26 protein-coding genes are annotated in these 26,993 nt (G+C 66.8%); 14 read left to right on the top strand and 12 right to left on the bottom strand.

Annotated features, from left to right (window positions below; translation table 11 throughout):
* Positions 1 to 6 precede the first annotated feature (6 nt).
* The 6 genes from QE373_RS09065 to QE373_RS09040 form a co-directional block, all read right to left on the bottom strand.
* Positions 7 to 480, bottom strand: a complete 474-nt coding sequence (locus QE373_RS09065; protein WP_057507654.1) for a response regulator — start codon at positions 478 to 480, stop codon at positions 7 to 9.
* Positions 477 to 2,708 (bottom strand): ATP-binding protein, encoded by a 2,232-nt coding sequence (locus QE373_RS09060; RefSeq protein ID WP_309685663.1) that lies wholly within the window; start codon positions 2,706 to 2,708, stop codon positions 477 to 479. The genes QE373_RS09065 and QE373_RS09060 overlap by 4 nt, the downstream gene beginning before the upstream one ends.
* Positions 2,705 to 3,292, bottom strand: coding sequence for a biliverdin-producing heme oxygenase (locus QE373_RS09055; RefSeq protein WP_309685661.1), 588 nt, complete (start codon positions 3,290 to 3,292; stop codon positions 2,705 to 2,707). The genes QE373_RS09060 and QE373_RS09055 overlap by 4 nt, the downstream gene beginning before the upstream one ends.
* Before the next feature lie 151 nt (positions 3,293 to 3,443).
* Positions 3,444 to 3,869 (bottom strand): YqaA family protein, encoded by a 426-nt coding sequence (locus tag QE373_RS09050; RefSeq protein WP_309685658.1) that lies wholly within the window; start codon positions 3,867 to 3,869, stop codon positions 3,444 to 3,446.
* Positions 3,870 to 3,877: 8 nt separating this feature from the next.
* Positions 3,878 to 5,338, bottom strand: a complete 1,461-nt coding sequence (locus QE373_RS09045; RefSeq protein ID WP_309685656.1) for a UdgX family uracil-DNA binding protein — start codon at positions 5,336 to 5,338, stop codon at positions 3,878 to 3,880.
* Position 5,339: 1 nt separating this feature from the next.
* Entirely contained in the window at positions 5,340 to 6,620 is a 1,281-nt protein-coding gene (locus QE373_RS09040) for a putative DNA modification/repair radical SAM protein (RefSeq protein WP_057507649.1), read from the bottom strand.
* Between the two features lie 187 nt (positions 6,621 to 6,807).
* On the opposite strand from QE373_RS09040, the gene QE373_RS09035 reads away from it, so the two are divergent.
* Positions 6,808 to 7,893 carry a phosphatidylinositol-specific phospholipase C1-like protein gene (locus QE373_RS09035; protein ID WP_309685654.1) on the top strand — a complete coding sequence of 362 codons (1,086 nt, stop codon included), beginning with the start codon at positions 6,808 to 6,810 and terminating at the stop codon, positions 7,891 to 7,893.
* A 12-nt stretch (positions 7,894 to 7,905) separates the two neighbouring features.
* Here QE373_RS09035 and QE373_RS09030 read toward each other — a convergent pair whose 3' ends face one another.
* The gene (locus tag QE373_RS09030) at positions 7,906 to 8,316 is read right to left on the bottom strand and encodes a DUF350 domain-containing protein (protein ID WP_057507648.1); all 411 of its coding nucleotides are present in this window, start codon (positions 8,314 to 8,316) and stop codon (positions 7,906 to 7,908) included.
* A 91-nt stretch (positions 8,317 to 8,407) separates the two neighbouring features.
* The gene (locus QE373_RS09025) at positions 8,408 to 9,541 is read right to left on the bottom strand and encodes an alkene reductase (protein WP_309685651.1); all 1,134 of its coding nucleotides are present in this window, start codon (positions 9,539 to 9,541) and stop codon (positions 8,408 to 8,410) included.
* Positions 9,542 to 9,652: 111 nt separating this feature from the next.
* On the opposite strand from QE373_RS09025, the gene QE373_RS09020 reads away from it, so the two are divergent.
* Entirely contained in the window at positions 9,653 to 10,588 is a 936-nt protein-coding gene (locus tag QE373_RS09020; RefSeq protein WP_309685649.1) for a LysR family transcriptional regulator, read from the top strand.
* Positions 10,589 to 10,693: 105 nt separating this feature from the next.
* Complete coding sequence (gene glgX / locus QE373_RS09015; RefSeq protein ID WP_309685647.1) at positions 10,694 to 12,823, top strand: glycogen debranching protein GlgX; 2,130 nt, start codon at positions 10,694 to 10,696, stop codon at positions 12,821 to 12,823.
* 56 nt (positions 12,824 to 12,879) lie between these two features.
* On the opposite strand, the gene QE373_RS09010 is transcribed toward glgX, so the two are convergent.
* On the bottom strand, positions 12,880 to 13,089 hold the full coding sequence (locus tag QE373_RS09010) for a DUF378 domain-containing protein (RefSeq protein WP_211260367.1): 210 nt from the start codon (positions 13,087 to 13,089) through the stop codon (positions 12,880 to 12,882).
* A gap of 161 nt (positions 13,090 to 13,250) precedes the next feature.
* Between QE373_RS09010 and QE373_RS09005 the strand changes: the two genes are divergently transcribed.
* A complete protein-coding gene (locus QE373_RS09005) occupies positions 13,251 to 13,598 on the top strand; it encodes a hypothetical protein (RefSeq protein WP_057507644.1) in 348 nt (115 codons plus the stop codon).
* Here the strand turns inward: QE373_RS09005 and QE373_RS09000 are convergent.
* Entirely contained in the window at positions 13,558 to 13,737 is a 180-nt protein-coding gene (locus tag QE373_RS09000; protein WP_309685643.1) for a hypothetical protein, read from the bottom strand. The genes QE373_RS09005 and QE373_RS09000 overlap by 41 nt on opposite strands.
* Positions 13,738 to 13,757: 20 nt before the next feature.
* Here QE373_RS09000 and QE373_RS08995 point away from each other — a divergent pair, with 20 nt between their 5' ends.
* The 6 genes from QE373_RS08995 to QE373_RS08970 all read left to right on the top strand — a co-directional run bounded on the left by QE373_RS08995 (position 13,758) and on the right by QE373_RS08970 (position 19,937).
* Positions 13,758 to 14,429: a gluconate 2-dehydrogenase subunit 3 family protein gene (locus tag QE373_RS08995; protein WP_309685641.1), complete on the top strand. Its 672-nt coding sequence runs from the start codon at positions 13,758 to 13,760 to the stop codon at positions 14,427 to 14,429.
* Positions 14,430 to 14,431: 2 nt separating this feature from the next.
* A complete protein-coding gene (locus QE373_RS08990) occupies positions 14,432 to 16,207 on the top strand; it encodes a GMC family oxidoreductase (RefSeq protein ID WP_309685639.1) in 1,776 nt (591 codons plus the stop codon).
* 10 nt (positions 16,208 to 16,217) lie between these two features.
* Positions 16,218 to 17,588, top strand: coding sequence for a cytochrome c (locus QE373_RS08985; protein WP_309685637.1), 1,371 nt, complete (start codon positions 16,218 to 16,220; stop codon positions 17,586 to 17,588).
* 113 nt (positions 17,589 to 17,701) lie between these two features.
* Positions 17,702 to 18,112: a response regulator gene (locus QE373_RS08980; RefSeq protein ID WP_309685635.1), complete on the top strand. Its 411-nt coding sequence runs from the start codon at positions 17,702 to 17,704 to the stop codon at positions 18,110 to 18,112.
* A gap of 56 nt (positions 18,113 to 18,168) precedes the next feature.
* The gene (locus QE373_RS08975; protein WP_309685633.1) at positions 18,169 to 18,585 is read left to right on the top strand and encodes a DUF2231 domain-containing protein; all 417 of its coding nucleotides are present in this window, start codon (positions 18,169 to 18,171) and stop codon (positions 18,583 to 18,585) included.
* The gene (locus QE373_RS08970) at positions 18,582 to 19,937 is read left to right on the top strand and encodes a sorbosone dehydrogenase family protein (protein ID WP_309685631.1); all 1,356 of its coding nucleotides are present in this window, start codon (positions 18,582 to 18,584) and stop codon (positions 19,935 to 19,937) included. The genes QE373_RS08975 and QE373_RS08970 overlap by 4 nt, the downstream gene beginning before the upstream one ends.
* A 45-nt stretch (positions 19,938 to 19,982) precedes the next feature.
* Here QE373_RS08970 and QE373_RS08965 read toward each other — a convergent pair whose 3' ends face one another.
* Positions 19,983 to 22,760, bottom strand: coding sequence for a PAS domain-containing protein (locus QE373_RS08965; RefSeq protein WP_309685629.1), 2,778 nt, complete (start codon positions 22,758 to 22,760; stop codon positions 19,983 to 19,985).
* A gap of 175 nt (positions 22,761 to 22,935) precedes the next feature.
* Between QE373_RS08965 and QE373_RS08960 the strand changes: the two genes are divergently transcribed.
* The 3 genes from QE373_RS08960 (at position 22,936) to QE373_RS08950 (ending at position 24,995) form a co-directional block, all read left to right on the top strand.
* Complete coding sequence (locus tag QE373_RS08960) at positions 22,936 to 23,208, top strand: hypothetical protein (protein ID WP_309685628.1); 273 nt, start codon at positions 22,936 to 22,938, stop codon at positions 23,206 to 23,208.
* Between the two features lie 192 nt (positions 23,209 to 23,400).
* A complete protein-coding gene (locus tag QE373_RS08955; RefSeq protein WP_309685625.1) occupies positions 23,401 to 24,411 on the top strand; it encodes a glycoside hydrolase family 43 protein in 1,011 nt (336 codons plus the stop codon).
* An 83-nt stretch (positions 24,412 to 24,494) separates the two neighbouring features.
* Positions 24,495 to 24,995, top strand: a complete 501-nt coding sequence (locus QE373_RS08950) for a hypothetical protein (protein WP_309685622.1) — start codon at positions 24,495 to 24,497, stop codon at positions 24,993 to 24,995.
* On the opposite strand, the gene QE373_RS08945 is transcribed toward QE373_RS08950, so the two are convergent.
* Positions 24,992 to 26,290 (bottom strand): VCBS repeat-containing protein, encoded by a 1,299-nt coding sequence (locus QE373_RS08945; RefSeq protein WP_309685620.1) that lies wholly within the window; start codon positions 26,288 to 26,290, stop codon positions 24,992 to 24,994. The two genes, QE373_RS08950 and QE373_RS08945, sit on opposite strands and share 4 nt — an antisense overlap.
* A 121-nt stretch (positions 26,291 to 26,411) precedes the next feature.
* Between QE373_RS08945 and QE373_RS08940 the strand changes: the two genes are divergently transcribed.
* Positions 26,412 to 26,990: a hypothetical protein gene (locus QE373_RS08940; RefSeq protein WP_309685618.1), complete on the top strand. Its 579-nt coding sequence runs from the start codon at positions 26,412 to 26,414 to the stop codon at positions 26,988 to 26,990.
* The last annotated feature ends 3 nt before the right edge of the window (positions 26,991 to 26,993 follow it).

Raw genomic sequence — 26,993 nt, 5'->3', positions numbered from 1 at the left:
GCAGTTTCAGTCATTCGTGCGGCCTTGGCCTGAGGGCCGGATCGGGTGCGGCGGCGGATTGTTGGTGATGCCCCAGAACATGCCCAGCCCCTGGATGGCGTCGAAGAACTCCTTGAAGTCCACCGGCTTGACCACGAAGGCGTTGACGCCCAGCTCATAGCTGCGCACCAGGTCCTGCTCCTCGCGCGAGGAGGTCAGCATCACGATCGGGGTGCGGCTGAGATGGCGGTCGCCGCGCACTTCGGCCAGCACTTCCAGTCCGTTCAACTTGGGCAGTTTCAGGTCCAGCAGCACCACCACCGGGCCGCCGTGGTTGAGGTCCTTGTAGGCGCCTTCGCTGCGCAGGTACTGCAGCGCTTCGACACCGTCGCGCACGTGGGTGACCTGGTTGAGCAGCTGGCAGCGTGCCAGCGCATCGAGGGTCAACTCGGCGTCCTTCGGGTTGTCTTCTACGAGCAGGATGGGTCGCAGGTCCCTCATGCAGTGCCTCTCTGGGAATACGGAATGGTGAAATAGAGCGTGGCGCCCTTGCCGAGTTCGCCCTCGGCCCAGGTACGGCCGCCGTGGCGGCTGACGATGCGGTGCACGTTGGCCAGGCCGATGCCGGTGCCCTCGAACTCGTCGGCATGGTGCAGGCGCTGGAACACGCCGAACAGCTTGTCGACATAGCGCATGTCGAAGCCGCAGCCGTTGTCCTTGACGAAGAAGATGTGCTCGTTGTCGCCGCGCTCGGCGCCGACCTCGATGGTCGGTTCGGCACTGTCACGGGTGAACTTGATCGCATTGCCCAACAGGTTCTGCCATACCAGGCGCAGCATGCTGGAGTCGGCTTCCACGCGGGGCAGGGGGGCGATGTTCCAGTGGATGGTCCGTCCTTCGGCTTCCATCACCAGGTTCTGGCGCACGTCCTCCACCAGCGCGCCCACGTCCACGTTCACCAGGCCCATGCTGGAGCGGCCCATCTGCGAGAAGCTCAGCAGGTCATCGACCAGCGTGCCGGCCGACTTGGCCGATTCGACGATCGTGGCCAGGAAGCGTTTTTCGGTATCGGTCAGCTTGTCCGCCGCCGAACTGCCAAGCAGCTCGGAATAGCCGACGATATGCCGGAACGGCGCGCGCAGGTCATGGCTGACCGAATAGGAAAACGCCTCCAGTTCCTTGTTGCTGCGCAGCAACTGCTCGTTGAGTTCGGCCATTTCCTCGGCCTTGCGCAGCACGATGTCGACGATGGCCGTGCGCAGCTCCAGCGCGGCGTCGCGGTCCACGTCCTGCCACGGCGTGGACTGCTGGCGTACGGTTTCCTTCCAGGCTTCGAAGGACAGCCGCGGCGACAGCGTGCCATCGACCACCGCCTTGCGCGGTTCGCCCCCCCAGCGCACGGTACGCATCACTTCCGGACGGAACCACAGCACGAAGCTGTCGTGCAGCTGGGAAATGGAGATGGCCATCAGGCCGCTGGCGACGTCGGCGAACGCGCCGGCCTCGGCCCACGACGCGGGCAGCGCGTCGGTCTGGAAGACGTCCTCGCCGGCGTGTTCCCGGGTAAGCCAGTCCACCAGCGCATTGACCTGGGTCTGTCCCGGCGTCTCGCCCAGCAGCACGCACTGGCCACGGTGGATGATCGCCGCACCCGCCGCGCCGGTGAGGTCCAACAGGCTCTTCTCATCGCGGCCAAGCGCGGCCATGAAGTCTTCGTCGCCGGCCATCCGGCCGAGCAGGCGGACTTGGATGGCGCGGCGCGAGATGCGCTCTTCCACCGCCATCGCGCGTTCTTTCAGCGCGATCTGCAGCGACAGGATCTGGCCGATGAACTCGCACGCGGTGCGCACGTGGTAGGGCACGCGCCGCGGCTGCTGGTTGTGGCAGGACACCAGGCCCCACAGCCGGCCTTCGCTGACCAGCGACACCGACATCGAGGCGCCCGTGCCCATGTTGCGCATGTACTGCAGGTGCACCGGGGACACGCTGCGCAGCACCGCCAGGCTGAGATCGGTGGGCGCTGCGTCGGCATGGGCGGCGCTGCGCAGCAGCGGCACGGCCTGGTAGTCACTGTCGGCGATCAGCCGCACGCGGTTGCGGCGGTACAGCTCGCGCGCCTGGGCGGGGATGTCCGATTCGGGGAAGCGCAGGTCCATGTAGGACGGCAACCGGTCGTTGCGGTCTTCGGCCACGACCGCGCCGTTCCAGTCCTTGTCGAACTGGTAGATCATCGTGCGATCAAAATTGGCCAGCGCACGTACGTGGCGGGCGCCGATCTCGCACAGCGTGGCAATGTCGGACACGGTTTCGATCTCGCCCATGAAGCGGCGGATCTGCGGATACAGGTCTTCCAGCGAGCCGGGCTCGCCTTCCACCGGTTCTTCCAGCTCGACCAGGAAATGGGTGTCGCTGCGGTGGGCCAGCACATGGTGGCGGCCGAAGCGGCCCAGCTGCACCGAGCCCAGGAAGACGCTGGAGCCCGGTGCCAGCAGGTCCAGGTGGCGCCGGTAGGGCGCCACGGCGCCGCCCAGCACGCCATCCAGGTGCTGGTCCAGCGGGTCACCGAAGTACTCCAGCACCTGGGCCTGGGTGATCGCGCGTTCCTGCACCTGCATCGTCAGCGGGTCCACGACCAGCAGCACGCCGTAAGGCTGGATGGCCCCCGGCGTGTGGATCGGCTCGCGCGCGCAGCTCGACAGGTCCAGACCCGCGTCGGTGGCATCGTTCATGGGAACTCCTGGGTAACAAACCCGCCCACGGCGGCGAAGGCAGCGCGGGCGCCGTCCTCGACCTGCCGCTCGTCCGTTTCAGGCAGGACGATGGCGTTCAAGGCGGTGGTGAAGCTGCGCCAGTGGGCGGCGATGCCCCCGGCAGGAGGAGCGAGGTGGCTGGCGCCGAAGGCCTGGTCAAGCCCCAGTGGCGCGGCTAGTTTGTAGATCACCGCACCACCCAGCGCCGAGCCCTCGGCCACGTACAGCCAACCCAGTGCGGCAGGCACCGGCAGCGCAGCGGGCAGGGTCGGGACGGTGGTCGGCAAGGGCGTGCGCAGGTCGGTCAGGTCGCGGGTGATGCCGGGCAACCGGCGCCGCGTTTCCAGTCCGGGCAACAACGGCTGCAGCGCGGCGTGGGCGTAAAGCGTGTCGATCTGCTGGTGCAGGCGATGCTGCACGCGCAGGAACGCGGCGAAGCGCTCGCGGCTGTCGAAGATCCGTTGGGCCATGATGCGCTGGTCCAGCCGCTCGTGCGTTTCATGGGTGGCGCGTTTCAGGCGCTCGGCACGGGTAGGCGGCAGGGCCGGGTCAAGTACTGGCATCGACGACGACGGGCAGGACGCACGATAGGGGAGACGCTGCAGGTTATCAGATGGGCCGATCGCGTCGTGTCAACGTAATTTCATGCGGAATGCCCCAATCTGTCCGCCAACGGCCCGCTGCGCTCGCCGACCATGGGTCGGCGCCACCGGCCTACATCAGGCCCAGCGTCAGCAGCGCCAGCACGGCGTAGCGTCCGGCCTTGGCGATCACCACCAGCGGCAGGAACACCCGAAGCGGTTCGCGCATCACGCCGGCCGCCAGGGTGATCGGATCACCGATCACCGGCGCCCACGACAGCAGCAGCGACCAGCGGCCGTAGCGCCGGTACCATGCCTGCGCCTGTTCCAGCCTGGCCCCGGATACCGGAAACCAGCGCCGCCCTTGGAAGCGCTGCACCTGCATGCCAAGCCACCAGTTGACCAGTGATCCCAGCACGTTTCCGGCAGTGGCCACGGCTACCAGCAGAACCGGTGGCCCACCCTCCAGCAGCAGCGCCACCAGCACCGCTTCGGACTGCGCAGGGATCAGCGTGGCCGCGACAAGGGCAGCCAGGAACAAGCCAAGAAGAGAAAGCATGCGCCATTCTACGGTCGCGCATCACCGGCGAGCTTGAGCAGATCGGCCAGCAGTACCTGGTAGGCCGCATCCGCGGCCGGGCCATCGTCCTGGCGCAGCACCCAGGAGGGATGCACGGTCACCAGCGCGCGGGTGCCGTCGTGCAGCGTGTGCCACTGGCCGCGCCCCTCGCTGAAACGGAACGAGGCGCCCAGCAGGGCCGACGCGGCGGTCGCCCCGAGGCAGACCACGGTATCCGGACGCACCTGCTCGATCTCCCCTGCCAGCCAGGACCGGCACGCCTGCACGTGCTCGCGGTCAGGGCGCTGGTGCACGCGCACCTTGCCGCGGCGCTGGAAGCGGAAATGCTTGACCGCGTTGGTCAGGTACAACGTGCTGCGGTCGATGCCCGCCTCGCCCAGCGCGCGGTCCAGCAGTTTCCCGGCCGGGCCCACGAACGGTCGGCCGCTGAGGTCTTCGCGATCCCCAGGCTGCTCACCGATCAGCATCACCCGCGCGTCGGCTGGACCCTCGCCGAACACGGTCTGGGTGGCAGGCTCCCACAGCGCGCAACGCCGGCAGGCAGCGGCACGATGCCGTTGCAATGCCAGCGAGTCGGGCAGGGTGTCGGCGGCGCGCGCAGCGGCAGCCGAAGGCAGCAGCGGCGCCTCCGGGATCCGGCGCTGCGGCGCCACGGCTTCACGCGCATGCATTTCCTCCACGCGGGTACCGGCATCGCGGACCAGCCGGGGCAGCAGCGCGGCCTCCGGCAGGTATTTCCAGTATTTGACCGGCATCTCTTGGCGCATCATCCGTTCATTCAGACGCGCCGGATTGAAGATGCTGGCGTAGTAGGTGCGCCACAGCTCCTCGCGGGAGTCATCGGCGGGGGCGTCGCTGCGCTGCGCACCGGGGCCGGCGCTCAGGCTGCTGCCATCCCAGTACGCGCTGCGCGAGGGCGTCAGGATCGCCCAGCGCATGCCGGCGAAGCGACGCGCGAAGAACGGCGCGACGCGGTCCACGATGTGGTGGTCCGGTTCGAACCAGGCAATGAAGGCATCGTCCTCGCCGGGCACCTCGCGGAACCGCACGAAGGCCTTCATCTTGTGCGAATCGCGGCGTACCGCCTGGGCCAGCGCATGGGCGCGCTGCACATCGGCATCGGCGGGGTTGGACAATACCTCGCGCTGGCCATGGGCGATCCGCCACAGCAGCCGGTAGAGCAGGGGCAGGCGCTGCGGATCGCGATGGCACAGCACGCTGGCCGCCAGCTCCAGGAAGGCCTTGGACACGCGCGGGCCGGCAGCGCCACCGGCATCGCCGGACATCGGCGCGCCGGCAAGCGCCGGTGCATCCAGCAGCGAGGCATCGGTGCCCTCCAGCCAGTCGATCTGCTCGGGTGCCACGCCGGCAGCCAGCCCGAGGCGCGCGGCCGCTCGCCAGGCATCCAGTGACCACGGCGGATCGATCCGTGCCGACCAGCGCCGCATCTCAGCTGGCAAGGCTTTCGCCGAACAACGAGCCCTGGCGGGGCGGCGGCGCCAGGCTGGCGCGCAGGCTGGCTGGATCGTCCAGGCGGCGATGCGGATGGTGGTCCAGCAGCTGCACGAAGGGCAGCAGCTTGCGCATCGGCGCCCGCAGCCGCGCGACATCGGCTACCCGCAGGCGGCCGTGGCGGCGCGCCATGAGCACGCGCTTGACGTTGCGCACGCCCAGCCCCGGCACCCGCAGCAGCAGCTCCTTCGGTGCCAGATTGAGGTCGACCGGGAACTGCTCGGGATGGCGCAGCGCCCAGGCCATCTTCGGGTCGATGTCCAGGTCCAGCATGCCGTCCTGGGTGGTGTCGGTGATCTCTTCGATGCCGTAACCATAGAAACGCAGCAGCCAGTCGGCCTGGTACAGGCGATGCTCGCGCTGCAGCGGCGGCGGTTGCAGCGGCAGCGCCTTGCTGGCATCGGGGATCGGGCTGAAGGCGGAATAGTAGACCCGGCGCATGTGGTAATTGCCGTACAGCTGGTCGGAGGTGGTCAGGATGTCGCGGTCGCTGGCCCCGTCGGCACCGACGATCATCTGCGTGCTCTGGCCGGCCGGCGCGAAGCGCGGCGCACGCTTCTGCGCGCTGCGGTCGGGCGCGGCCACCCGTGCCGGCCGTGCGCGCTCCTCCCTGGATTCCTCGATCCGCCAACGCAGCTCACCCATCGCGCCGCGGATGGTGGGCATGGTCTTCTCCGGCGCGAACGCGGCCAGCCCGGCTTCGGTCGGCAGCTCGACGTTGATCGACAGGCGGTCGGCGTACCTGCCCGCCGCCGCCAGCAGCTCCGGCGAGGCTTCGGGAATGGTCTTGAGATGGATGTAGCCGGCGTAGCGGTGTTCTTCGCGCAGCTGGCGTGCGACTTCCACCATGTGTTCCATGGTGTAGTCGGCGCTGCGGATGATGCCGCTGGAAAGGAACAGGCCCTCGATATAGTTGCGCTTGTAGAAGTCCAGCGTCAGGGCCACCACTTCGGCCACGCGGAAGCGCGCGCGCGGCACGTTGCTCGATACCCGGTTCACGCAGTAGGCGCAGTCGTAGATGCAGAAGTTGGTCAGCAGGATCTTCAGCAGGGACACGCAGCGCCCATCGGGCGTGTAGCTGTGGCAGATGCCTGCACCCTCGGTGCTGCCGATGCCGCCGGACTTTTTCGAATCGCGCTTGCCGGCCCCGCTGGAGGCGCACGAGGCATCGTACTTTGCCGCGTCGGCGAGGATTTCGAGTTTGCGCAGGGTTTCCATGGGACCACGCTAGGGAGGGCGCGTCTCAGGCTGTGAGACGGACAGCAACGGCAATCTGAAGACTTCAGCCGACCTGCCATGACGGGTTCGGCTCTGTTAGCAGGAATACTAACAGGTGCTGGCTGTCATCTGTGTGTATGCGTGCGCCGGCACGCTGAGCGGCCCCGCAGATGTCAGGTCATTCCACGTGGCATTCTTCCGCAGCCCCCGATCCGCCCTGCTGTTGTTGCTGGCCCTGGCCTTGGGCCCGGCCGCTGCCGCCGCAGCACCTGCGGGGGTGCGGCTCAACGATGTGCTCGCTGTCGGTACCCACAACAGTTACAAGCTGCCCATGCCGGACGCCCGCCTGCAGGCGCTTGCCGGACGCGATCCGGACATGGCGCAGGCGCTGGACTATGCCCACCGTCCCTTGGCCGAGCAGCTGCAGCACGGGGCGCGGCAGCTGGAGCTGGACGTCAATTTCGATCCGCAGGGCGGCCATTACGCAGCGGGATCGGCCGACCCGGACCTGCAACGGCCGGGCTTCAAGGTGCTGCACATGCCCGGGCTGGACAACGCGAGCAGCTGCGTACGCCTGCAGCAGTGCCTGCAGCAGCTGCGCGCCTGGTCCGATGCACATCCCTGGCACGTGCCGATCCTGCTGCTGGTCAACGCCAAGGATGACCAGAACGCACGGCTGGGTGGCCTCGATGCACTGCGCTTCGATGCGGCGGCGTTCGACGCGCTGGATGCGGAAATCCGCGCGGTGCTCGGGCCCGGAAAACTGATCGTGCCCGATGACGTGCAGGGCGGCTACCCGACCCTGCGCGAGGCCGTGCTGGCGGGAAACTGGCCGACGCTGGAACACGCACGCGGTCGCTTCCTGTTCGCCCTGGACGAAGGTCCGGCGAAGGTGGCGCTGTATCGGGGCGATCGCCCTTCACTGCAGGGCAGGGTGCTGTTCGTCAACATCGATGCCGACTCACCGGCCGCCGCCTACATGACCCTCAACGACCCGATCGGCCAGGCGGAGCAGATCCGCCGCGCGGTGCAGCAGGGTTTCATCGTGCGCACGCGCGCCGATGCGGAAACCCGCGAAGCGCGCACCGGGGATACCCGGCGGCGCGAGGCGGCGCTGGCCAGCGGGGCCCAGTATGTATCGACGGATTATCTCTGGCCCGATGCGCGCTTCGGCACGGAATACCAAGTGCCGCTGCCGCGCGGGGCGGCAGCGACCTGCAATCCGCTGCGCACACGCCACTGCGCGGTGCCGGATCTTGAAGCCATGCCCTGAAACGCAATCGGCTCAGGGCACCATCGCGGCCGAGTTCACCAGGCCCACGGCAATCGCCACGCCGGCCGAGAACCAGCCGGCGCTTTCGTTGCCGGCGTCGATCTGGTCAGGGCCGCGTCGGGTGATGATGGCGCGCGAGATGCCAAAGGCCAGCACCTGCATCACCGCAGCGATGGCCGCCCAGATCGCGGCATCCACCAGCGAGACCGAGTTGCTGATCACCGAATTGATCGGCAGCGCCAGGCCGATCAGGGCACCGGCCATGCCGATGCCCGCGGCCTTGTTGCCCTGCCGGATCAAGGTGATTTCCTTGTGCGGGGTAATCAGCGCCACCAGGGTGATGGCCAGCAGCAGGATCAGCAGGCCGATGCCCATGAAGGCGGCGAAGGCGAGGAACGACTGGCCGGTGATGACGTAGTGCATGCAGGTCCTTTGGAGGTCGTGAGGCAGATAGCCCCCAACCTACCGCATCACCGCACCGATTGCCTGAAGCCTGCGTCGCGGACGCGACGACTCAGGCCGCCTGGTACGGCGGATAGTCCACGTAGCCCTCGGCACCGCCGCCGTAGAAGGTGCTGCGATCCGGCGGCGTCAATTCCCAACGGTTGCGCAGTCGGGCCACCAGGTCCGGGTTGCTGATGAAACTGGCACCGAAGGCGGCCAGATCGATCACCCCCTCGGCGATCAGCGCCTCGGCACTGTCGCGGTCCAGTCCGCCGGCCAGGATCAGTGCCGTGGCGGGCAGCGCCTGCTTGATCTGCCGCAGCAGCGCGTCGAAACCGGATTCACCACCGGCGTCCACCGTGGTGCCACCGACCTTGAAACCGGACTGGTTCATCACGTGCACATAGGCCAGCCTGCGGCGTCCGATGTGTTCGGCCAGCGCGGTGTAGGTCTCGTCGATGCGGTCATGCAGTGGCATGTCGAACAGCTGGCCGTACGGCGAGATGCGGATGCCGGTGCGCGCGGCGCCGACGCGGGCCACCACCGCATCGATGACCTGCAGGGTGAAGCGCAGGCGGTCGTCCAGCGCGGTGGCGGCGTACTGGTCGCTTCGGTCGTTGACCAGCGGGTTCATGAACTGCTCGAACAGGTAGCCGTTGGCGGCGTGGATCTCGACGCCGTCGAAACCGGCTTCGATGGCATTGGCGGCCGCCTGCGCGAAGGTGTCGACGATCCGCGGAATCTCATCGGTCGCGAGCTGGCGCGGCGCCGGCGGTTCGACCAGCGCCGGATTGCCCGCCGCGTCGCGCCCAAACGCCTGCGCGCCGACCGGCTGGCGCGAACTGGCACTGACCGGCAGCTGCCCGTCCTGCTGGATGGTCGGGTGGGATACGCGGCCTACATGCCACAACTGCGCGAACATGCGCCCGCCCACGGCGTGCACCGAGTCGGTCACCAGCCGCCAGCCGGCGATCTGCTCGGCGCTGAAGATGCCCGGGTTGAACAGGTAACCCTGGCCTTCGCGCGAAATCGGGGTGCCTTCGCTGACGATCAGGCCGGCCGTCGCGCGCTGCGTGTAGTACAGCGCGGTGCGCTCATCGGCAATGTCATGCGGCGCGCGTGCACGGGTCAGCGGGGCCATCACCACGCGGTTCTGCAGGGTCAGGCCGGAAAGGGGGAACGGCTGGAACAGGGAGCTGGACATGGGGAGCCGATGGGGAAGGGGAGAATGGCGGTCATCGTAGACAGGCGCCAAGGGAGCTACAATCCGCCATAACCGCAATTCATTATTGCGATAATCGCAATCGAGGCATGCGTGCAACTCAACGCCCTGCGTTACTTCCTGATGGTGGCCAGCAGCGGCAGCTTCCTGGCCACGGCGCGTCACTACCAGGTGCCGGCGTCATCGGTGTCGCGTCATGTGGCGGCGCTGGAAAAGGACCTGGGGCGCCAGCTCCTGTATCGCAGTACGCGCGCGGTCAGCCTTACCGAAGAAGGCGAACGTTTCCTGGCCCAGGCGCGCGAGGCGATCGAACTGCTGGACCAGGCGGCGGAGGAGATCGGCGGCAGCAGCGGCGAGATCCGCGGGCTGGTACGCATCAATGCACCGGAGGCGTTCGGCCGCCTGCACGTGGCCGACGCGGTGCACGCGCTGCAGGACCTGCACCCCGGGTTGAGCGTGGAGCTGACCCTCACCGATGCGTTCATCGACCCGGTGCAGGAGGCCGCCGACATCATCATCCGGATCGGCGTGCCGGTGGATTCGGGCTTGATCGGCCATGCGGTCCCCGGCAACACGCAGCGCCTGCTGGCCAGCCCCGGCTACCTGCAGCAGCATGGCGTCCCGTCCGCCCCGGCCGACCTGCTGCAGCACCGCTGCCTGGTCTACAAAGGCCAGATGGGCGCACAGCGCTGGTACTTCCAACGCGCCGGTGAGGGGCGCGTGGAGACGATCAACGTCAGTGGCCCGCTGCGCAGCAACAACGCCGAAGTGCTGCTGGCAGCGGCGCTGAAGGGCAGGGGCATCGTGCTGTTTCCCACCTGGCTGCTGGACCCCGGCAGCCTGCAACGCCGTGAACTGGTTGCGCTGCTGCCGCAGTGGTCCGCCTCGGCGATGGCCGAACAGGCGCAGATCCAGCTGCTGTCACCGCAGAGCCGGCTGCGTTCGCGCAAGATCCGCGAAGTCACCGCTTTCCTGCAGCAATGGCTGGGGTCGCGGCCGTATGTCGACCCGGTGCCTTGGCAACGATGAGACGTGAGGAGCGCCGTAGAAAGGCGATGACGCAGCCTGCACGCCCGACAGCAGAGTCTTGCCTGTCCCAGGCCGCACTCCCGCCGCCTGCCCAGCGAGCAGCCCATGCGCGATACCGTACACGCCCGTTATGCCACCCCCTCGCGCGTTCGTGAGGGCCGTCCGTTCCCCCAGGGCGCCACCTTTGATGGCAAGGGCACCAATTTCGCGCTGTTCAGCGCCCACGCCACCCGCGTCGATCTCTGCCTGTTCGATGAAGCCGGCAACGAGCAGCGGATCGAACTGCCCGAGTACACCAACGAGGTCTGGCACGGCTACCTGCCGGATGTGAAGCCGGGACAGCGCTACGGCTACCGGGTGCATGGCCCGTACGCACCCGCCGAGGGCCATCGCTTCAACCACCACAAGCTGCTGCTGGACCCGTATGCGCGCGAAATCGAGGGCGATCTCACCTGGAGCGACGAGCTGTACGGCTACACCATCGGCCATCCCGACGCGGACCTCAGCTTCGACGAGCGCGACAGCGCCCCGTTCATGCCCAAGGCCGTGGTGGTGCACGACGACTACGACTGGGAAGACGACCAGCATCTGTTGATCGCCTGGAACAGGACGCTGGTGTACGAAACGCACGTGCGCGGCTACACCATGCGCCATCCGGAGGTGGCCGAAGCCGTGCGCGGCACCTGCGCCGGGCTCGCCCATGATGCCGTGCTGGACTACATCAAAGGGCTGGGCGTCACCGCGGTGGAACTGCTGCCGGTGCAGGCCTACCTGGATGACAGCCACCTGCTGGAAAAAGGACTGCGCAACTACTGGGGCTACAACACGCTGGCGTTCTTCGCGCTCAAGAGCCGCTACCTGGCCAGCGGCCACCGCGACGAGTTCCGTGACATGGTCAAGGCCATGCATCGCAAGGGGCTGGAAGTGGTGCTGGACGTGGTCTACAACCACACCGCCGAGGGCAACCAGCTGGGCCCGACGCTGTCCTTCAAGGGCATCGACAATGCCACCTACTACCGGCTCGCCGACGACAAGCGCTACTACATCAACGATACCGGCACCGGCAACACCTTCAACCTCAGCAACATGCAGGCGATGCGCTTCGTCACCGATTCGCTGCGTTACTGGGCGCAGGAGATGCATGTCGATGGCTTCCGCTTCGACCTGGCGACGATCCTGGGGCGCGAACCGAGCGGTTTCGACCAGCGCGGCAGTTTCCTCGATGCCTGCGGGCAGGATCCGCTGCTGTCACAGGTGAAGCTGATCGCCGAGCCCTGGGATTGTGGCCCGGGTGGCTACCAGGTGGGCCGCTTCCCGCCCGGCTGGGCCGAATGGAACGACAAGTTCCGTGACAACGCGCGCAGCTTCTGGAAGGGCGATGAAGGCACGCTGGCCGAGTTCGCCACCCGCTTCACCGGCTCGGCCGACCTGTTCGATCGCCGCGGCCGCCGCCCGTGGTCGTCGGTGAACTTCATCACCGCCCATGATGGCTTCACCCTGCATGACCTGGTCAGCTACAACGAAAAGCACAACAGTGCCAACGGCGAGGACAACCAGGACGGGTCCAACCATGATGGGTCGTGCAACTACGGCGCCGAAGGCGAGACCGACGATGCGGAAATCAAGGCGCTGCGCGAGCGGCAGATGAAGAACCTGCTGGCCACGCTGCTGCTGGCCCAGGGCACGCCGATGCTGCTGGCCGGCGATGAGCGGGCACAGACCCAGGGTGGCAACAACAATACCTACTGCCAGGACAACGAAACGGCCTGGATCGACTGGCAGCGCGACCCCAGCGAAGGCCGGCTGGCCGACTTCGTGCGCGAGCTCACCGCATTGCGCCGCCGCTATCCCATCCTGACCCGTGGCCGCTTCCTCAACGGCCAGTACAACGAGGAGGCCGGGGTCAAGGACCTGTCCTGGCTCAATCCCAGCGGCGCGGAAATGGCGGACGCCGACTGGCACGACGGTGGCGCACGTGCGGTGGGCCTGGTACTGGAAGGCAAGGCCCAGCAGTCCGGTGTGCGCGAGCACGCCACCGATGCCACTCTGCTGATCCTCATCAATGCGTGGCACGAAGGGGTGAGCTTCAACCTGCCCGATGACGAGGACATGCCGCTGCACTGGAAGCTGATGCTGTCCACCGATGAAGCGCTGGACCGCGAATCGGTGCCGAAGGGGGCGAGTGATTTCCTCGCGCCACCGCGCAGCGTGACCGTGTTCGAACGGCGCACCTGAAGGTGTGGGAGTGAAGAGGGGAGGGCGGCGCTGGCCGCCCTTTCCGCAACCGCGTGTCAGACGATCTGCGCGGTGGGTTTGTGGGTGGCCAGCCAGATCGCCTGCCACAGGCCGGACAGGCCGATCAGGGCGTAGATCGCGCGTGGCCACATGCTGTCCGCACCGCAGGCCAGCCCGATCAGATCGACCTGGAATTGCCCCTGCAGTCCCAGGCAGATGGCACCAAACAGCACCATGATCAACGTCGCGATGTTGAACGCTCGCACTGCCTTGCCCCTGGTTTCTTTCGTGGATGGCGACAGGGTGGCGCCTGCGGCGTGCGAGCACCGTGATCCCGTGCTTCACGCCTCGTCAACCGCAGCGTCCACCTGGGCTCCACGCGCGGCTGCCTATGATCAGTGCACCCCCGTCCCGGCAGACCTCCCGCATGATCCCCACTTCCTATTGGCGCAAGAGCTGGGGCAGCTTCGTGCGGCCCAACACCGGGTCGTTCGACATTCGTGATGTGTCCTGCCTGCAGGAACCGACGTCGCTGCGCATCGTGCACCTGTATCGCATCGACGCCTGCTGCCTGGGATGCAACCACGTGTTCTCCGCGCGCGACGGCCACGGCATGGCCACGGTCACCGGCGCCCGCGTGCTGACCTGTCCGGGCTGTTCCGCCAGCCAGGCGGTGTCAAACAGCGAACTGGCCGGTTTCTTCACCGCCGGCACGGCCACGGCCACCGCGCCGGTCACGCCGCAGGCACCCGGGCAGGTAGCGGCTGCTGCATGAGCCTGGCCGCATCGCCTTGCTCGTAGGCCTGCACGCTGGCGGGCAGCTCGGCATGCAGGAAGTCCACGAACAAGGCGATCCGCCGCGAGTACATCGACTTGACCAGGTGGGTCTCCGAGAACATCCGCGGTTCGCCCACGGCGACGCTTTTTCCAAGCCTTGACCCTGGTTCCGGTAGTCGCCGCGCTGCCCGCCTGCAAGGAAGCGCCGAAGGGAGCGGCGGCCGGCGCATCGCCGGCGCAGGACAGCACGCCCTACCAACCGGCTTTCTTCAACGCAGCGGAGTGGGCGTTCGTGGTGGCCGCGTGTGATCGCCTGATCCCTGCCGATGACATCGGCCCCGGGGCAGTGGAGTCGGGGGTGCCGGAATTCCTCGACCGCCACATGCAGACCCCATACGCCAGCGGTGCGATCTGGTACATGCAGGGTCCGTTCCTGGAGGCGCCGTCCGAATTCGGCTACCAGGGTCGGCTGGCGCTGAGGGACATCCTCAAGGTCGGCATTGCGGCGATGGACGCGCATTGCCGCAGGGCGTTCGACGGCAAGGGCTTCGCCGCACTGACGGTGGAGCAGCAGGAGCAGCTGCTCACCCAGGCCCAGGATGGCAAGCTCGGGCTGGAGGAAATCGGCGACAAGGTGTTCTTCAGCAACCTGCTCAACGAGGTCAAGAACGGCTACTTCGCCGACCCCAAGTACGGCGGCAACAAGGACATGGGCGCGTGGAAGATGATCGGCTACCCGGGCATGCGCGCCGACTATATCGACTGGATCAGCGTGCGTGACAAGCCCTATCCGCTGGGACCGGTCGATCTGTCCGGACGGAGGGGCTGAGCATGGCGATCAGCAAACCGAAAGTGGATGTCCTGATCGTGGGCATGGGCTGGACCGGGGCGATCATGGCCAAGGAGCTCACCGATGCCGGACTGCACGTAGTGGCGCTGGAGCGCGGCGGCGACCGCGATACGCAGCCTGATTTTGCTTATCCCAACGTGGTGGACGAGCTGGAAGGGTCGGTGCACCGGCGATACCTGCAGAGCCTGGCCCAGGATACGTTGACCATCCGCCACAAGGCCGCCGATACCGCCGTGCCCTACCGGCAGATGGGCTCGTTCAAGCCCGGTACCGGCGTCGGCGGGGCCGGCAGCCATTGGTCCGGCTGCCATTTCCGCGCGCTGCCGGAAGACTTCCGCCTGCGCAGCAACATGGAACAGCGCTACGGCCGCGGCTTCATTCCCGATGACATGACCATCCAGGATTTCCCGGTCAGCTACGAGGACCTGGAGCCGCACTTCGACCACTTCGAATATGTCTGCGGCACGTCCGGCACGGCGGGCATCATCAATGGCGTGCTGCAGCCGGGCGGCAATCCGTTCGAAGGCTCGCGCAGCCGCGAGTTCGCGCTGCCGCCCAACCCGGACTACCTGGGCGCGGAAATGTTCTACAAGGCGGCCGAGGGCATGGGCTGGCATCCGTATCCCATTCCCGCATCCAACACCTCGCGCGCCTACACCAACCCGTATGGCTGCCAGATGGGCCCGTGCAACGCCTGCGGGTTCTGCAGTGACTACGGCTGCCTGAACTATTCCAAGGCCAGTCCCAACGCCTGCATCCTGCCGGTGCTGCGGCAGCGCGACACCTTCGAACTGCGCACCCATGCGCAGGTGCTGAAGGTCAACCTGGACAGCACCGGCAAGAAGGCCACCGGCGTGACCTACCTGGATGCGACCGGCCGCGAGATCGAACAGCCGGCCGACCTGGTGCTGCTGTGCGCGTTCTCCTATATCAACGTCCACCTGATGCTGGTGTCCGGCATCGGCACGCCGTATGACCCGCAGACCGGGCTGGGCACCGTCGGCAAGAATTACTCCTACCAGAACCTCAACCGGGTGGTGCTGTTCTTCGACAAGAGCGTGCAGGCCAATGGCTTCATCGGCATCGGCGGTGCCGGCGCCACCATGGACGACCTCAACGGCAACCAGCTGGACAACGGCAAGGCCGGGTTCGTTGGCGGCGGCCTGGTCTGGGCGCGGCAACCGGGCGCGGGCCCGGTGCGCGGCATCAACGTACCGCCCGGCACGCCCTCCTGGGGCAGCAAGTGGAAGCAGGCCGCGGTGGATTCGTTCCGCCATTCGTTCTATTACGAAGTGCAGGGCGCCTGCATGTCCTACCGCCAGCATTACCTCAGCCTGGATCCCACCTACCGCGATGCGTTCGGGCGTCCACTGCTGCGCATGACCTTCGATTGGCACGACAACGAGATCAAGGCCTCACAGTTCCTGGTCGACAAAGCGCTGGAGATGAGCCGGATCCTCAATCCGATCGCGGTGTCCGGTGATGCGAAGAAGGACGGCAGCCACTACGACATCACCAAATACCAGAGCACCCACACCTGCGGCGGCGCGATCATGGGCCATACACCGGCAGACTCCGCGTTGAACCGCTACCTGCAGTCCTGGGACGTGCCGAACGTGTTCGCCATCGGGGCCAACGCGTTTCCGCAGAACAACGGCTACAACCCGACCGGCATGGTCGGCGCGCTGGCCTACTGGGCGGCCAAGGCGATCCGCGACAAGTACTTGGCCGATCCCGGCCCGCTGGTCCAGGCATGAGGGCGCGGGCATGAAGAAGATCCTGCTGATCCTGCTGGCGCTCGCCCTGTTGGTGCTGTTGGCGGTGCTCGTCTACGCCAGGCTGCCCACCGAGACCCGTCCGGTCACCGCGTCGGCGGGCATGGAGCGTGCCGCGATGATCGAACGCGGGCGCTACGTGGCCACCGCCAGCGACTGCGTGGCCTGCCATTCGACCCCAGGCGGTGCCGAGTTCGCCGGTGGCCTGCCGATCGCTTCGCCGATCGGCACCATCTACAGCACCAACATCACGCCCGACCGGAAAACCGGCATCGGCGAGTACAGCCTGGATGACTTCGACCGCGCGGTACGCCATGGCATCACCCCGCACGGCGACACCCTGTATCCGGCGATGCCGTATCCCTCCTACGTACGCCTGACCGATGCGGACATCGAGGCGATGTACACCTATTTCATGCACGGCGTGGCACCTGCGCAGGCGGAAAATCGCCCAGCCGGCATCCGCTGGCCGTTGTCGATGCGGTGGCCGCTGGCGATCTGGCGCAAGCAGTTCGGCCCGGATCCTGCGCAGGCAGGAAAAATGCAGGGCAGTTACCCCGACGAGGAAATCGCCCGCGGCGCGTATCTGGTGCAGGGCCCTGGCCACTGCGGCAGTTGCCACACCCCGCGCGCGCTCACCCTGCAGGAGAAGGCGATGGACGAGTCCGGCGCCGAGTACCTCGCCGGCGGCCAGGTGATCGATGGCTGGCTGGCGGTCAACCTGCGTGGCAACAAGGCCGATGGACTCGGCAACTGGAGCCGGCAGGACATCATCGACGTGCTGAAGACCGGGCGCAGCGAGCGCCATGCGGTCGTCGGCAGGCCGATGGCCGACGTGGTCCAGCACAGCACCCAGCACCTGACCGATGCCGACCTCGGCGCGATCGCGGCGTACCTCAAGAGCCTGCCTGCCACCCAGCAGGACCCGTCTTCCTTTGTGGCCAATCCGCAGACCGCCAGCGAACTGCGAGCGGGGGTCAACAACAGCCGTGGCGCCGAACTCTACGTGGACAACTGCGCGGCCTGCCATCGCAGTGATGCCGAGGGCTATCCGCGGGTGTTCCCCAGCCTGGCCGGAAACTCGACGATCCTGGCCAAGGATCCGACCACGCTGGTGCGGCTGGTGCTGGAAGGAAGCGAGATGCCGAGCACCGTGCATGCGCCCTCCAACCTGGGCATGCCCGGCTTCGCCGAGCGCCTGAGCGATGCCGACGTGGCCGAACTGGGCACGTTCCTGCGCGGCAGTTTCGGCAACAAGGCGCCTGCCGTGACGGCAACGCAGGTCGCCAAGGTGCGGCGGGATATCGAGAAGATGCGCACCGAGCACGACGAGGCGGCGCACGATCCGACCGAGGTGGAGTAAGCGGAACTTCGAGCATCACCGACACGTGTTGTGAAGACGGCCGGGCTCGGCCGTCACACTTTCGATCCAATACGGGAGCGACACTGAAGCCACGAAAACGTGTCACGGATGTCATGACCATCACAAATTCTACCCCCTCGGCGGCACCGCGAATCCTGGTCGTCGAAGACGAAATCGAACTATCCACGCTGCTACAGACTATTCTCAACGGCGAAGGCTATGGCGTCGAACAGGCGTATTCGCTGTCCGATGCACTGCATTCCATCGACGATGAAGTCTTCGATGCGGCAGTGCTTGATGTCGAGCTGCGCGACGGCGTCGTGTTCTCCGTCGCCGATGCGCTGAAGGCGCGCGGCATCCCGTTCTTCTTCCTGTCGGCCGTGTACAAGGGCGTGGTCCCGGTGGCCCACCGCGACGTGCCTTTCCTGAGCAAGCCGTACGAGATCGAGGAGCTGAAAAGTTACCTGACCGAAACGCTCGGCCAGCGGAATATCAGCCGGCGCAGCGGGCATCACAATCCCTAGCAGGGGCTGATGGCAGCATCTGGGTCACCTTCCACCGTACCCAGGAGCACCTCTCAATGGCATCCAGCCCCTCCCTTCATCGAGCGTGGGTGATCCACCCCGTTCATGCTGCCGTGCTCGGCGGCGTGCTGCCGCTGTTCCTGGCGACGCTGCTGGCGGACTACGCCTACTGGAGCAGCCATGAAATCCAGTGGAGCAATTTCGCTGCCTGGCTGCTGGTCGGCGCGATGGTGATGACCACGCTGGCCCTGCTGGCCGGCGTCATCGGCCTGGCCCGTCATCGTCACGGCCTGGCCTATGTGGTGGTCCTGGCGGTCACCTGGGTGCTCGGTTTCTTCAATTCGCTGCACCATGCGCGCGATGCATGGGCGGTCATGCCCGGTGGGCTGGTGATGACGGTGATCGGCACGCTGCTGGCACTGGTCGCCACCTGGATCGGCCTTTCCACCCTGCGCGTGGGAGGTGTCCGATGAGCCGCCAGATGATCAAGGTTCTCTCGGTTTCGGTGCTGGCCACCGCGCTCGCCGCCTGCGGTGGCAAGGCGCCGCAGATGGACCAGTACGGCGCCACGCCGGACATGCCCGCGCCCAAGCGCGACCTCATGCCGGACATGACCATCGCCAAACCGACTGCCTGGGGCGATACCGTGCCCACGGTTCCGGCCGGCTACCGTATTTCCGCCATTGCGACCGAACTGGGGATTCCGCGCCAGACCCTGGTGCTGCCCAACGGTGACATCCTGGTGGCCGAAGGCCGCGGCGGCAATGCGCCCAAGCTCAAGCCGAAGGATGTCATCGCCGGCAAGATCAAGGCCAAGGGCAACACCGCCGTGAAAAGTGGCAACCGCCTGACCCTGCTGCGCGATGCCGACGGCGATGGTGTGTATGAGATGAAGACCGTGTTCGCCGACAAGCTCAACGCACCGTATGGGCTGGCGATGATCGGCAACGTGATCTATGTCGCCAACCAGGACGCGCTGGTGCGTTTCGACTATGTCGATGGGCAGACCCAGGCAAGCGCAGCACCGACCACGGTCACCGAACTGCCTTCGGCGATCAACCATCATTGGACCAAGTCGCTGGCCGCAAGCGCCGACGGCCGCTACCTGTACGTGGGCATCGGCTCCAACAGCAACATCACCGAACGTGGCATGGCCGCCGAGGTGGATCGCGCGGTGGTCTGGCAGATCGACGCGCAGACCGGTGCCCACAAGACCTATGCGACGGGCCTGCGCAACCCCACCGCGCTGGCGATCCAGCCGGGTACCGGCACGGTCTGGGCGGTGGTCAACGAACGCGATGAGATCGGTCCCAACCTGGTACCGGATTACCTGACGTCGGTGAAGGAAGGCGCGTTCTACGGCTGGCCTTACAGCTACTGGGGCAAGAACGTGGACGATCGCGTGATGCCGCAGGATCCGGCGAAGGTGGCCAGTGCCATCGCCCCGGATTACGCACTGGGCTCGCACGTGGCCGCGCTGGGCGTTTCGTTCTCCGGGCCGACCATGGGCGCGAAGTTCGCCGATGGCGTGTTCGTCGGCGAGCACGGCAGCTGGAACCGCAACCCGCCGGTGGGCTACAAGGTGGTCTTCGTGCCATTCCGTGACGGCCGCCCGGCCGGTGAGCCGATCGACTTCGTGTCCGGCTTCCGCGGCGAAGATGGGCTGACCCGTGGTCGCCCGGTCGGTGTCACCGTCGATCCGCGCGGTGCGTTGATCGTGGCCGATGACCTGGCCAACACGATCTGGCGCGTCACCCCGGACACGGCCACGGCACCCGCGCCGGCCGAGACGCCGGTGCAACCGCCCGCACCGACCACCCCCTGACCGATCCTTCGGCAGCGCCGAGACACGCTCGGCGCCTGCTGGTGGTCAGCCAAGCGCTGCGCGCACGCGCATGGCCAGCTCGTCCACGGTGAACGGCTTGCCGATCATCTGCACACTGGGGTCCAGCATGCCGTCCTGCACCAGCGCGTTGCGGCTGTAGCCGGTGGCGAACAGCACCTTCAGCTCCGGCCGGCGTCGCAGCGCTTCGTCGGCCAGTTCGCGTCCGTTGACTTCCGGCATCACCACGTCGGTGAACAACAGCGCCACGGCGGGGTGGGCATCAAGCAGCTTCAGCGCCGCCGCCGCCCCATCGGCGGCAAGCACCGGATAGCCGAGCTCGGTCAGGGCATCGATGGAAAACTGGCGCACGCCGGGCTCGTCTTCCACCACCAGCACCAACTCCTGTCCACCCACCACCCCCAACGCATCGTCCGACGTCGTTTCAGGCAGCGGTTCGACAACCGCCATCAGCCGCGGAAGATAGAGCTTGACCGTCGTACCCCGGCCGATCCCGGACTCGATGCGCACATGTCCGGCGGACTGCTTGACGAAGCCGTACACCTGCGAAAGCCCCAGTCCGGTTCCCTGGCCGACTTTCTTGGTGGTGAAGAACGGTTCGAAGGCCTTGGCCATCACCTCCGGCGACATGCCGCTGCCATTGTCGGCCACCGCGATCAGCACGTAGTCGCCTGCCGGAACGCTGCCGGCGCTGGCATCCTCCTGCGCACAGTTGGCCGTCTCCACCGTGAGCCGGCCGCCGCCGGGCATCGCATCACGTGCGTTGACCGCAAGGTTGAGGATCACGTTTTCCAGCTGGTTCGCATCGGCGAAGGTGGACCACAGGTCAGCGGCCAGCACGGTTTCCAGGCGTACGCTGCTGCCCAGCGAATGCACCAGCAGGTCCGACATGCCGGCCACCAGCCGGTTGGCATCCACCGGTACCGGCTGCAGGGGCTGCTGGCGCGAGAACGACAGCAGCCGCTGGGTGAGCTGCGCGGCGCGGCGGGCGCCGTCCATCGCCATGTCGATGTAGCGCTTGGCGCGTGGATCCTGGTCGCCGAGGCGGGCTGCCAGCAGGTCCAGCGGACCGATCACCGTGGCCAGCATGTTGTTGAAGTCATGCGCGATGCCACCGGTCAGCTGGCCCACGGCCTCCATCTTCTGGCTCTGGCGCAGCGCCTCTTCTGCCCGCGTACGTTCCAGGACCTCCTCCAGCACGCGGGCTTCGAGGTGTTCGTTCAGTTCCTTCAGGCGCGCGTCGGCCAGCCGGCGCGCGGTGACCTCGATGGCCACGCCCAGCACGCGCACGCAGCGGTCGCCTTCGAACAGGCCCCGGCCCTTGGCCGCCACCCAGCGCACCACGCCATCTTCCTTGCCCACGGTGCGGTACTCCACGTCGTAGAGCGCGCGCAGGGCAGGGTCGGCAGCGGCCGCGAACGCAGCGCTGGTTTCGGCGCGGTCATCCGGATGCAGTCCGCCGTAGAAATCCTGCAGGGATACGTCCACGTGGGCCGAAATGCCGAACATCGCCTTGGTGCGTGGCGGCCAGATCAGCACGTCGTGCACCAGGTCCACGTCCCAGAAGCCCATGTCACCGGCTTCGGTGGCGAAACGCAGGCGCTCCTCGCTTTCAGCCAACGCGGCCTCGGCGGCCTTGCGCGAGGTCAGGTCCAGCATCGCGCCGATCATGCGATGCGGCTCGCCCGAGGCGCCGCGCAGCACGGTGCCGCGGTCCAGCACCACCGCATAGCTGCCATCGGCGCGGCGGAAGCGGTACTCGCCGGTCCACGACGAGGTCTCACTGGCGATCACCGCATGGATATGGGCGTCCACGCGCTGGCGATCGTCCGGATGGATATGGTCCAGCCACCACTGCGCGGTGGTTTCGGTCAGTGCGTGGCCGAACAGGGCACACAGCGCTTCGTTCCAGACGACGTGGCCATCGGACATCCGCCAGTCCCAGATCGCATCGTTGGTGGCCCGTGCGGCCAGCCGGTAGCGCTCTTCGATCTCCTGGTGTTCAGCGGCCGCCGCCTTGCGGTCGGTGATGTCCAACGAGGTTCCGACCAGGCCGACGACGCTGCCGTCGGCATCGCGCAGCGGAGCCTTGGTCGACAGCCAGACGGCGCGCCGCCCGTCAGGGAAGCTCACTTCTTCTTCCAGTTGTTCGCTGCGGCCATTGGCCATCACCCGTTCGTCGGCGGCCATCACCGCCGCAGCCTGCACCGGGTCGCTGAGCAGCTCGGCATCGGTGCGACCGATGTAGCGCTCCGGTGGCAGCCCGATCAGTTCGGTCGTGCCGCGATTGCCGATCAGCAGGCGGCCCTGGCGGTCCTTCGCGTAGACCACGCCGGGCGCTGCTTCGACGAAGGAGCGCAACAGGACCTGCGCCTGGTCGCGCTCGGACTCCAGCCGCCGGCGTTCGTCGATGTCGATCAGCACGCCGGGAAAACCGACGGCGCGGCCGTCGGCATCCAGGTCGACCCGGCCCACCGCTTCTATCCAGCGGTACTGGCCATCATTGCCGCGCGTGCGGTACTGATGGGAGTAGCGGCCGCCACGCCGCAGGGCGGCGGCGATCGCCTGCTCCAGCCCTGCGCGATCCTCGGGGTGGACGGTGGACACCACCTGGTCCAGGCGCAGCTCGCCCTGTACGGCGGCCGGCTCCAGGCCGAAGGCATGCGCCAGCGCATCATCGACGGTCAATCTGTCGTGTGTCACATCCCAGAACCAGGTGCCGACGATCGCCCCGGCAGCGAGCGCCAGCTTGACCCGCTCGGCGTCGCGCTCGGCGTGGGGGGCAGGGGGAGGGGGAAGGTTCAAGGAGTTCTCACGGCAAAGGCACGGGAATGACGCATTCAGGACGCCTAGATTATCGTTGCCGGGCAGTGCTGGGAATGTTGCGTGCTGCAGGCGGGGGGCAGGCCGATGCCAGCGCCGCCGGGTGTTGTGGCACAGTTGCAGGCATTGCACGTCCAAGGTGTCCGGGAGACAAGGAATGAACAGGAAAGTGGTGATGTTGGTGCTCTGCCTGATCGCAGGTTCGGCGATGGCAGGCGGCAGTGCACGGTTCGGCAACAAGCTGGTGAGTACCGGCGACGCTGCAGGCAAGGTGACCCAGGTGGCGGGCAGGCCGGATCGGGTGATCCAGCTGGAAACCGACTTCAGCGGCAACATCGGAGAGCGCTGGGAGTACTACAAGGCGCAGAAGACCATCCACATCATCTTCCGGGATGGCAAGGTGACCGAGGTCAACGAGCTCTACAACTGAGGGTGCCCTCCGGATGCCCGCTTCCGTGTGCGGAAGCCGGCCACGTTCATGCGGTTTCCGCAGGCCGCCATGCTGCACCAGCGGCGCCGACGTGAAGGGGTCGGATCCACCAACAGCAGGTCCTTCAGCGGGTGCTCGCCCCTCGGCCTGAATCGATCTAAACTCGGTCCATCCGCTACGGGAGGGCAGGGTATGGCAAAGATGAAGGCAGTAGTGGCCGCCATGATGGCAGCCGCGGTATCGCTCGGCGCAGCCGCCGCACCGGCAGCTCCACAGGAGCCTGCGGTGCCGATGTCCGGTAATCCCATCCTGCCGGGATGGTATGCGGACCCGGAAGCGGCGGTGTTCGGCAGCACGTACTGGATCTATCCGACCACCTCCGCGCCGTATGCGGAACAGACCCATTTCGATGCCTTTTCTTCACCTGACCTGGTGCATTGGACCCGGCATCCGGACGTACTGACCAAGGCCAGCATTCCGTGGGCGAAGGAGGCGCTGTGGGCGCCTGCGGTGGTGGAAAAGGGCGGTCGCTATTACTTCTTCTTTTCCGCCAATGACATCAAGACGGACGAGGAAACCGGCGGCATCGGCGTGGCCGTGGCCGACCGGCCTGAAGGTCCTTACCGCGACCTGCTGGGCAAGCCACTGATCGGGACGTTCCATAATGGTGCCCAGCCGATCGACCAGTTCGTGTTCGAGGACGACGACGGTGCCTGGTACATGATCTACGGGGGCTGGAAGCACGCCAACATCGTGCGGCTGAAGGATGATTTCACCGGCGTGCAGCCGCATGAGGACGGCACGCTGTACAAGGAAATCACCCCGGCACCGGAATATGTGGAAGGCTCGCTGATGTTCAAGCGCGGCGGCCGCTATTACTACATGTGGTCCGAAGGGGGCTGGGGCGAGCCGGAGTATTCGGTGGCCTATGCCATCGCCGACACGCCCACGGGCCCGTTCAAGCGCATCGGCAAGATCCTGCAGCAGGACCCCAGCATCGCCACCAGTGCCGGCCACCACTCGGTCATCCACGCGCCCGGCTCGGACAACTGGTACATCGTCTACCACCGTCGTCCGCTGGGGGAGACCAGCCGCCATCACCGCGCCACCGCGATCGACCGCATGCAGTTCGATGAAAACGGCCTGATCCTTCCGGTGAAGATGACCTTGGAAGGTGTGGCGGCGGAGCGCGTGCAGGACTGACAAACGCGCTGCGGGTCCGATCGAAGGAAGCCTGAGGGCCGGGCGGCGCCGCTATACTCCGCCTTCATCCTCAAGGAAGCGCGATGGCCGTCCTGCTGCTTGCGATCGTGGTCATCGAAGGGATGCTGCTGCTGTCATGGTGGCAGCCTTACTGGGTGTGGGGCGTGCCGATGTTCCGCCGTCGCATTGCCGCGCCGTATCCGGCATTGAAGGCGTTTCCCTTCCACCGCCTGGAGCGCGAAGTGGCCGCGGAGAAATGGCCGGATATGGTGTTCCGTCCGCTGGACAAGCGAAGCCATGCGTTCCGCGAAAGCTTCGGCCTGCATTTCGGCTGGCGCTACCCGCCGCTGATGCGCGGCCAGATCGTGGTCGATCTGCGGCGCAGGCAGGTCCAGGTCATCGGGCGCGGCAGCTGGCTGTTGATGGTCGCCGTGGTTACCGCCATTCCCGCGCTGAAGGTCGCACCCGGCGGCGTACTGGTGGTCGCCGTGGTGCTGGTTGCCAGCTATCTGGTCCAGCGCCACCGTTTCCTGGCCGTCGTCGCGGCGATACGCCGGGTGCTGGACCAGCCGGCGGCTGCCTAGCGCCCGCCCGTCAGCAACAGCCGGGCCTGGGTTCCCCAGCCGCCGATCAGCACATCGGGCCTGCCGTCGCCGTCCAGGTCGCCCTGGCCCATGCTCCAGCTGCGGCCCACGGTGATGCCCGGCACCACCGCAAGCGTGACATCGCTGAAGTGGCCGCTGCCATCGTTCTGCCAGGCGCGCAGCTGCAACGGTACGAACCCCGGCACTTGGATCGCGCCGACCAGCAGGTCCGGGTGGCCATCGTGATTGAAGTCGACCACGGTCCCGGCCCAGCTGGAAAACGTGTGGGCGGGAAGGCGCTCGGCGGTCTCGTCGCGGAAGCGTCCCTTGCCATCGTTGACCAGCAGGCGCGTCTGCGGATCCTTGTCCCAGGCGGCGTTGTTGCTGGTGATGTTGAAGAACAGGATGTCCGGGCGGCCATCGCCGGTGACGTCGGCCACGTGCACTTCGCGGGTCTCCATCGGGACCTTCAGCTCCAGCCGGTGCGACTGGTCGCTGAAGCGTCCGCGGCCATCGTTGATGAGCAGCCGGTTGGGATGTGCCGGGCTGGCCAGCACGGCGTCCAGGTCGCCGTCACCATCGATGTCGGCCAACGCCACGCCCTCGGTCTGCGCATCGCCTCGTGGCAGGTGGGTCGCGCTGGCATCGATGAAGTAGCCGGGTCGCCTGGCGTCGCCCAGGAAAAGAAGACTGCGCGACGCCTGCACAGGCGCATCGGCGCCGTGGCCGGTTTCGCCGGTGCTGCCGATGAAGATGTCAGGCAGCCCATCGCCATCCACATCGCCCACCGCCAGTCCATTGCCCTGGCTGCCGGCGGGCAGCCGCTCGCTGGCGTCGGTGAAGCCGCCCTCGCCATCGCCGAGGAACAACTGGTGCACCTCGTCGGATTCACTGATGAACACCATGTCGGCGTGGCCATCGCCGTTGAAATCCGCAGTGCGCACATGCTCGTTGTCACGCATCGTGCGGCCGAACGCATCCGGGACGTAGCGCAGCTTCCCGCTGCCATCGTTGAGGTAGAGCCGGTTGACGCCGTGTTCCACCGATACCACCACGTCGCGGTGCCCATCGCCGTTGACGTCCACGAATACCGAATCGGTCGAATGCAGGCTGGGCGCGGTCGGGACATGGGTTGCCGTGGCATCGACGAACACCGGGGAGGGGGCTTCCTTGATCAGTTCGAACGCGTCCGTGGCCGGATCACGCGGTTCTGCGCGCTGGGCGGTGGCAGCGTGCGGGGCGGTCAGCAGGACCAGGCTGGTGGCCAGCAGGGGAATCGAAAACGGTGTCGGCATGGGGCGCTCTTGCTGCAGGAACCAGCCTTGAACCTAACCGCAAAGCGGTCGCTTCTGCAAAATCGCCTCTGCATGCCACTATCATGCCCGCACGCGGCCTTGGCCAACGGAACGTATTTCAATGTCTGACATGCATCTGGTACTGCAGGAACTGTTCAAGGTCGGCCGGCTGGAGCGCCGCGAGATCACGCTGGTCGCTGCCCCGAGAACCTTCCCCATCTGGGACCGCGTGGAAAAGCTGCTGAAGATCAAGGGCCCGGAAGCCAGGACACTGACGCGCCACATGCTGTTTGACCTGTATCGGCTGTTTCCACAGCTGAAAGGTGAGATCGAGCTGACGCGTTACATCTACACCTTGGGCACCTTCAAGCCGGCCCGCGTGCCTGCCGATGGTTACCTGCTGGCGCGGCGCTCGGAGGTCGATGGGAGTGACATCGCCATGTTCCATGCCCCGGCCGAACAGGTGCAGCAGGCGTGGGCGGATGCCTTCGCGCCCGATGCGCCCGGCGCCTACGTGTCGCGGTTCATCGCCCCGGCACTGCGGGACCGGCTGCTGACGGCCTACGGCGTGCCCGACGATGGTGGCAGTGCGTGTTTCCATGAGCTGCATCCTTACGTGCTGGCCCACCGCGACCACTACCTGAAGACCTATGGCGTGGACATCGGGACCGCGCAGGAAGCGGACGACGTGAATGCGTGACGC

Source organism: Stenotrophomonas sp. SORGH_AS_0321, from assembly GCF_031453215.1.
Classification (GTDB): Bacteria; Pseudomonadota; Gammaproteobacteria; order Xanthomonadales; family Xanthomonadaceae; genus Stenotrophomonas; species Stenotrophomonas chelatiphaga.
The sequence above is the reverse complement of the archived record's forward strand: the minus strand, read 5'-3'. Positions and strand labels throughout refer to the sequence as shown.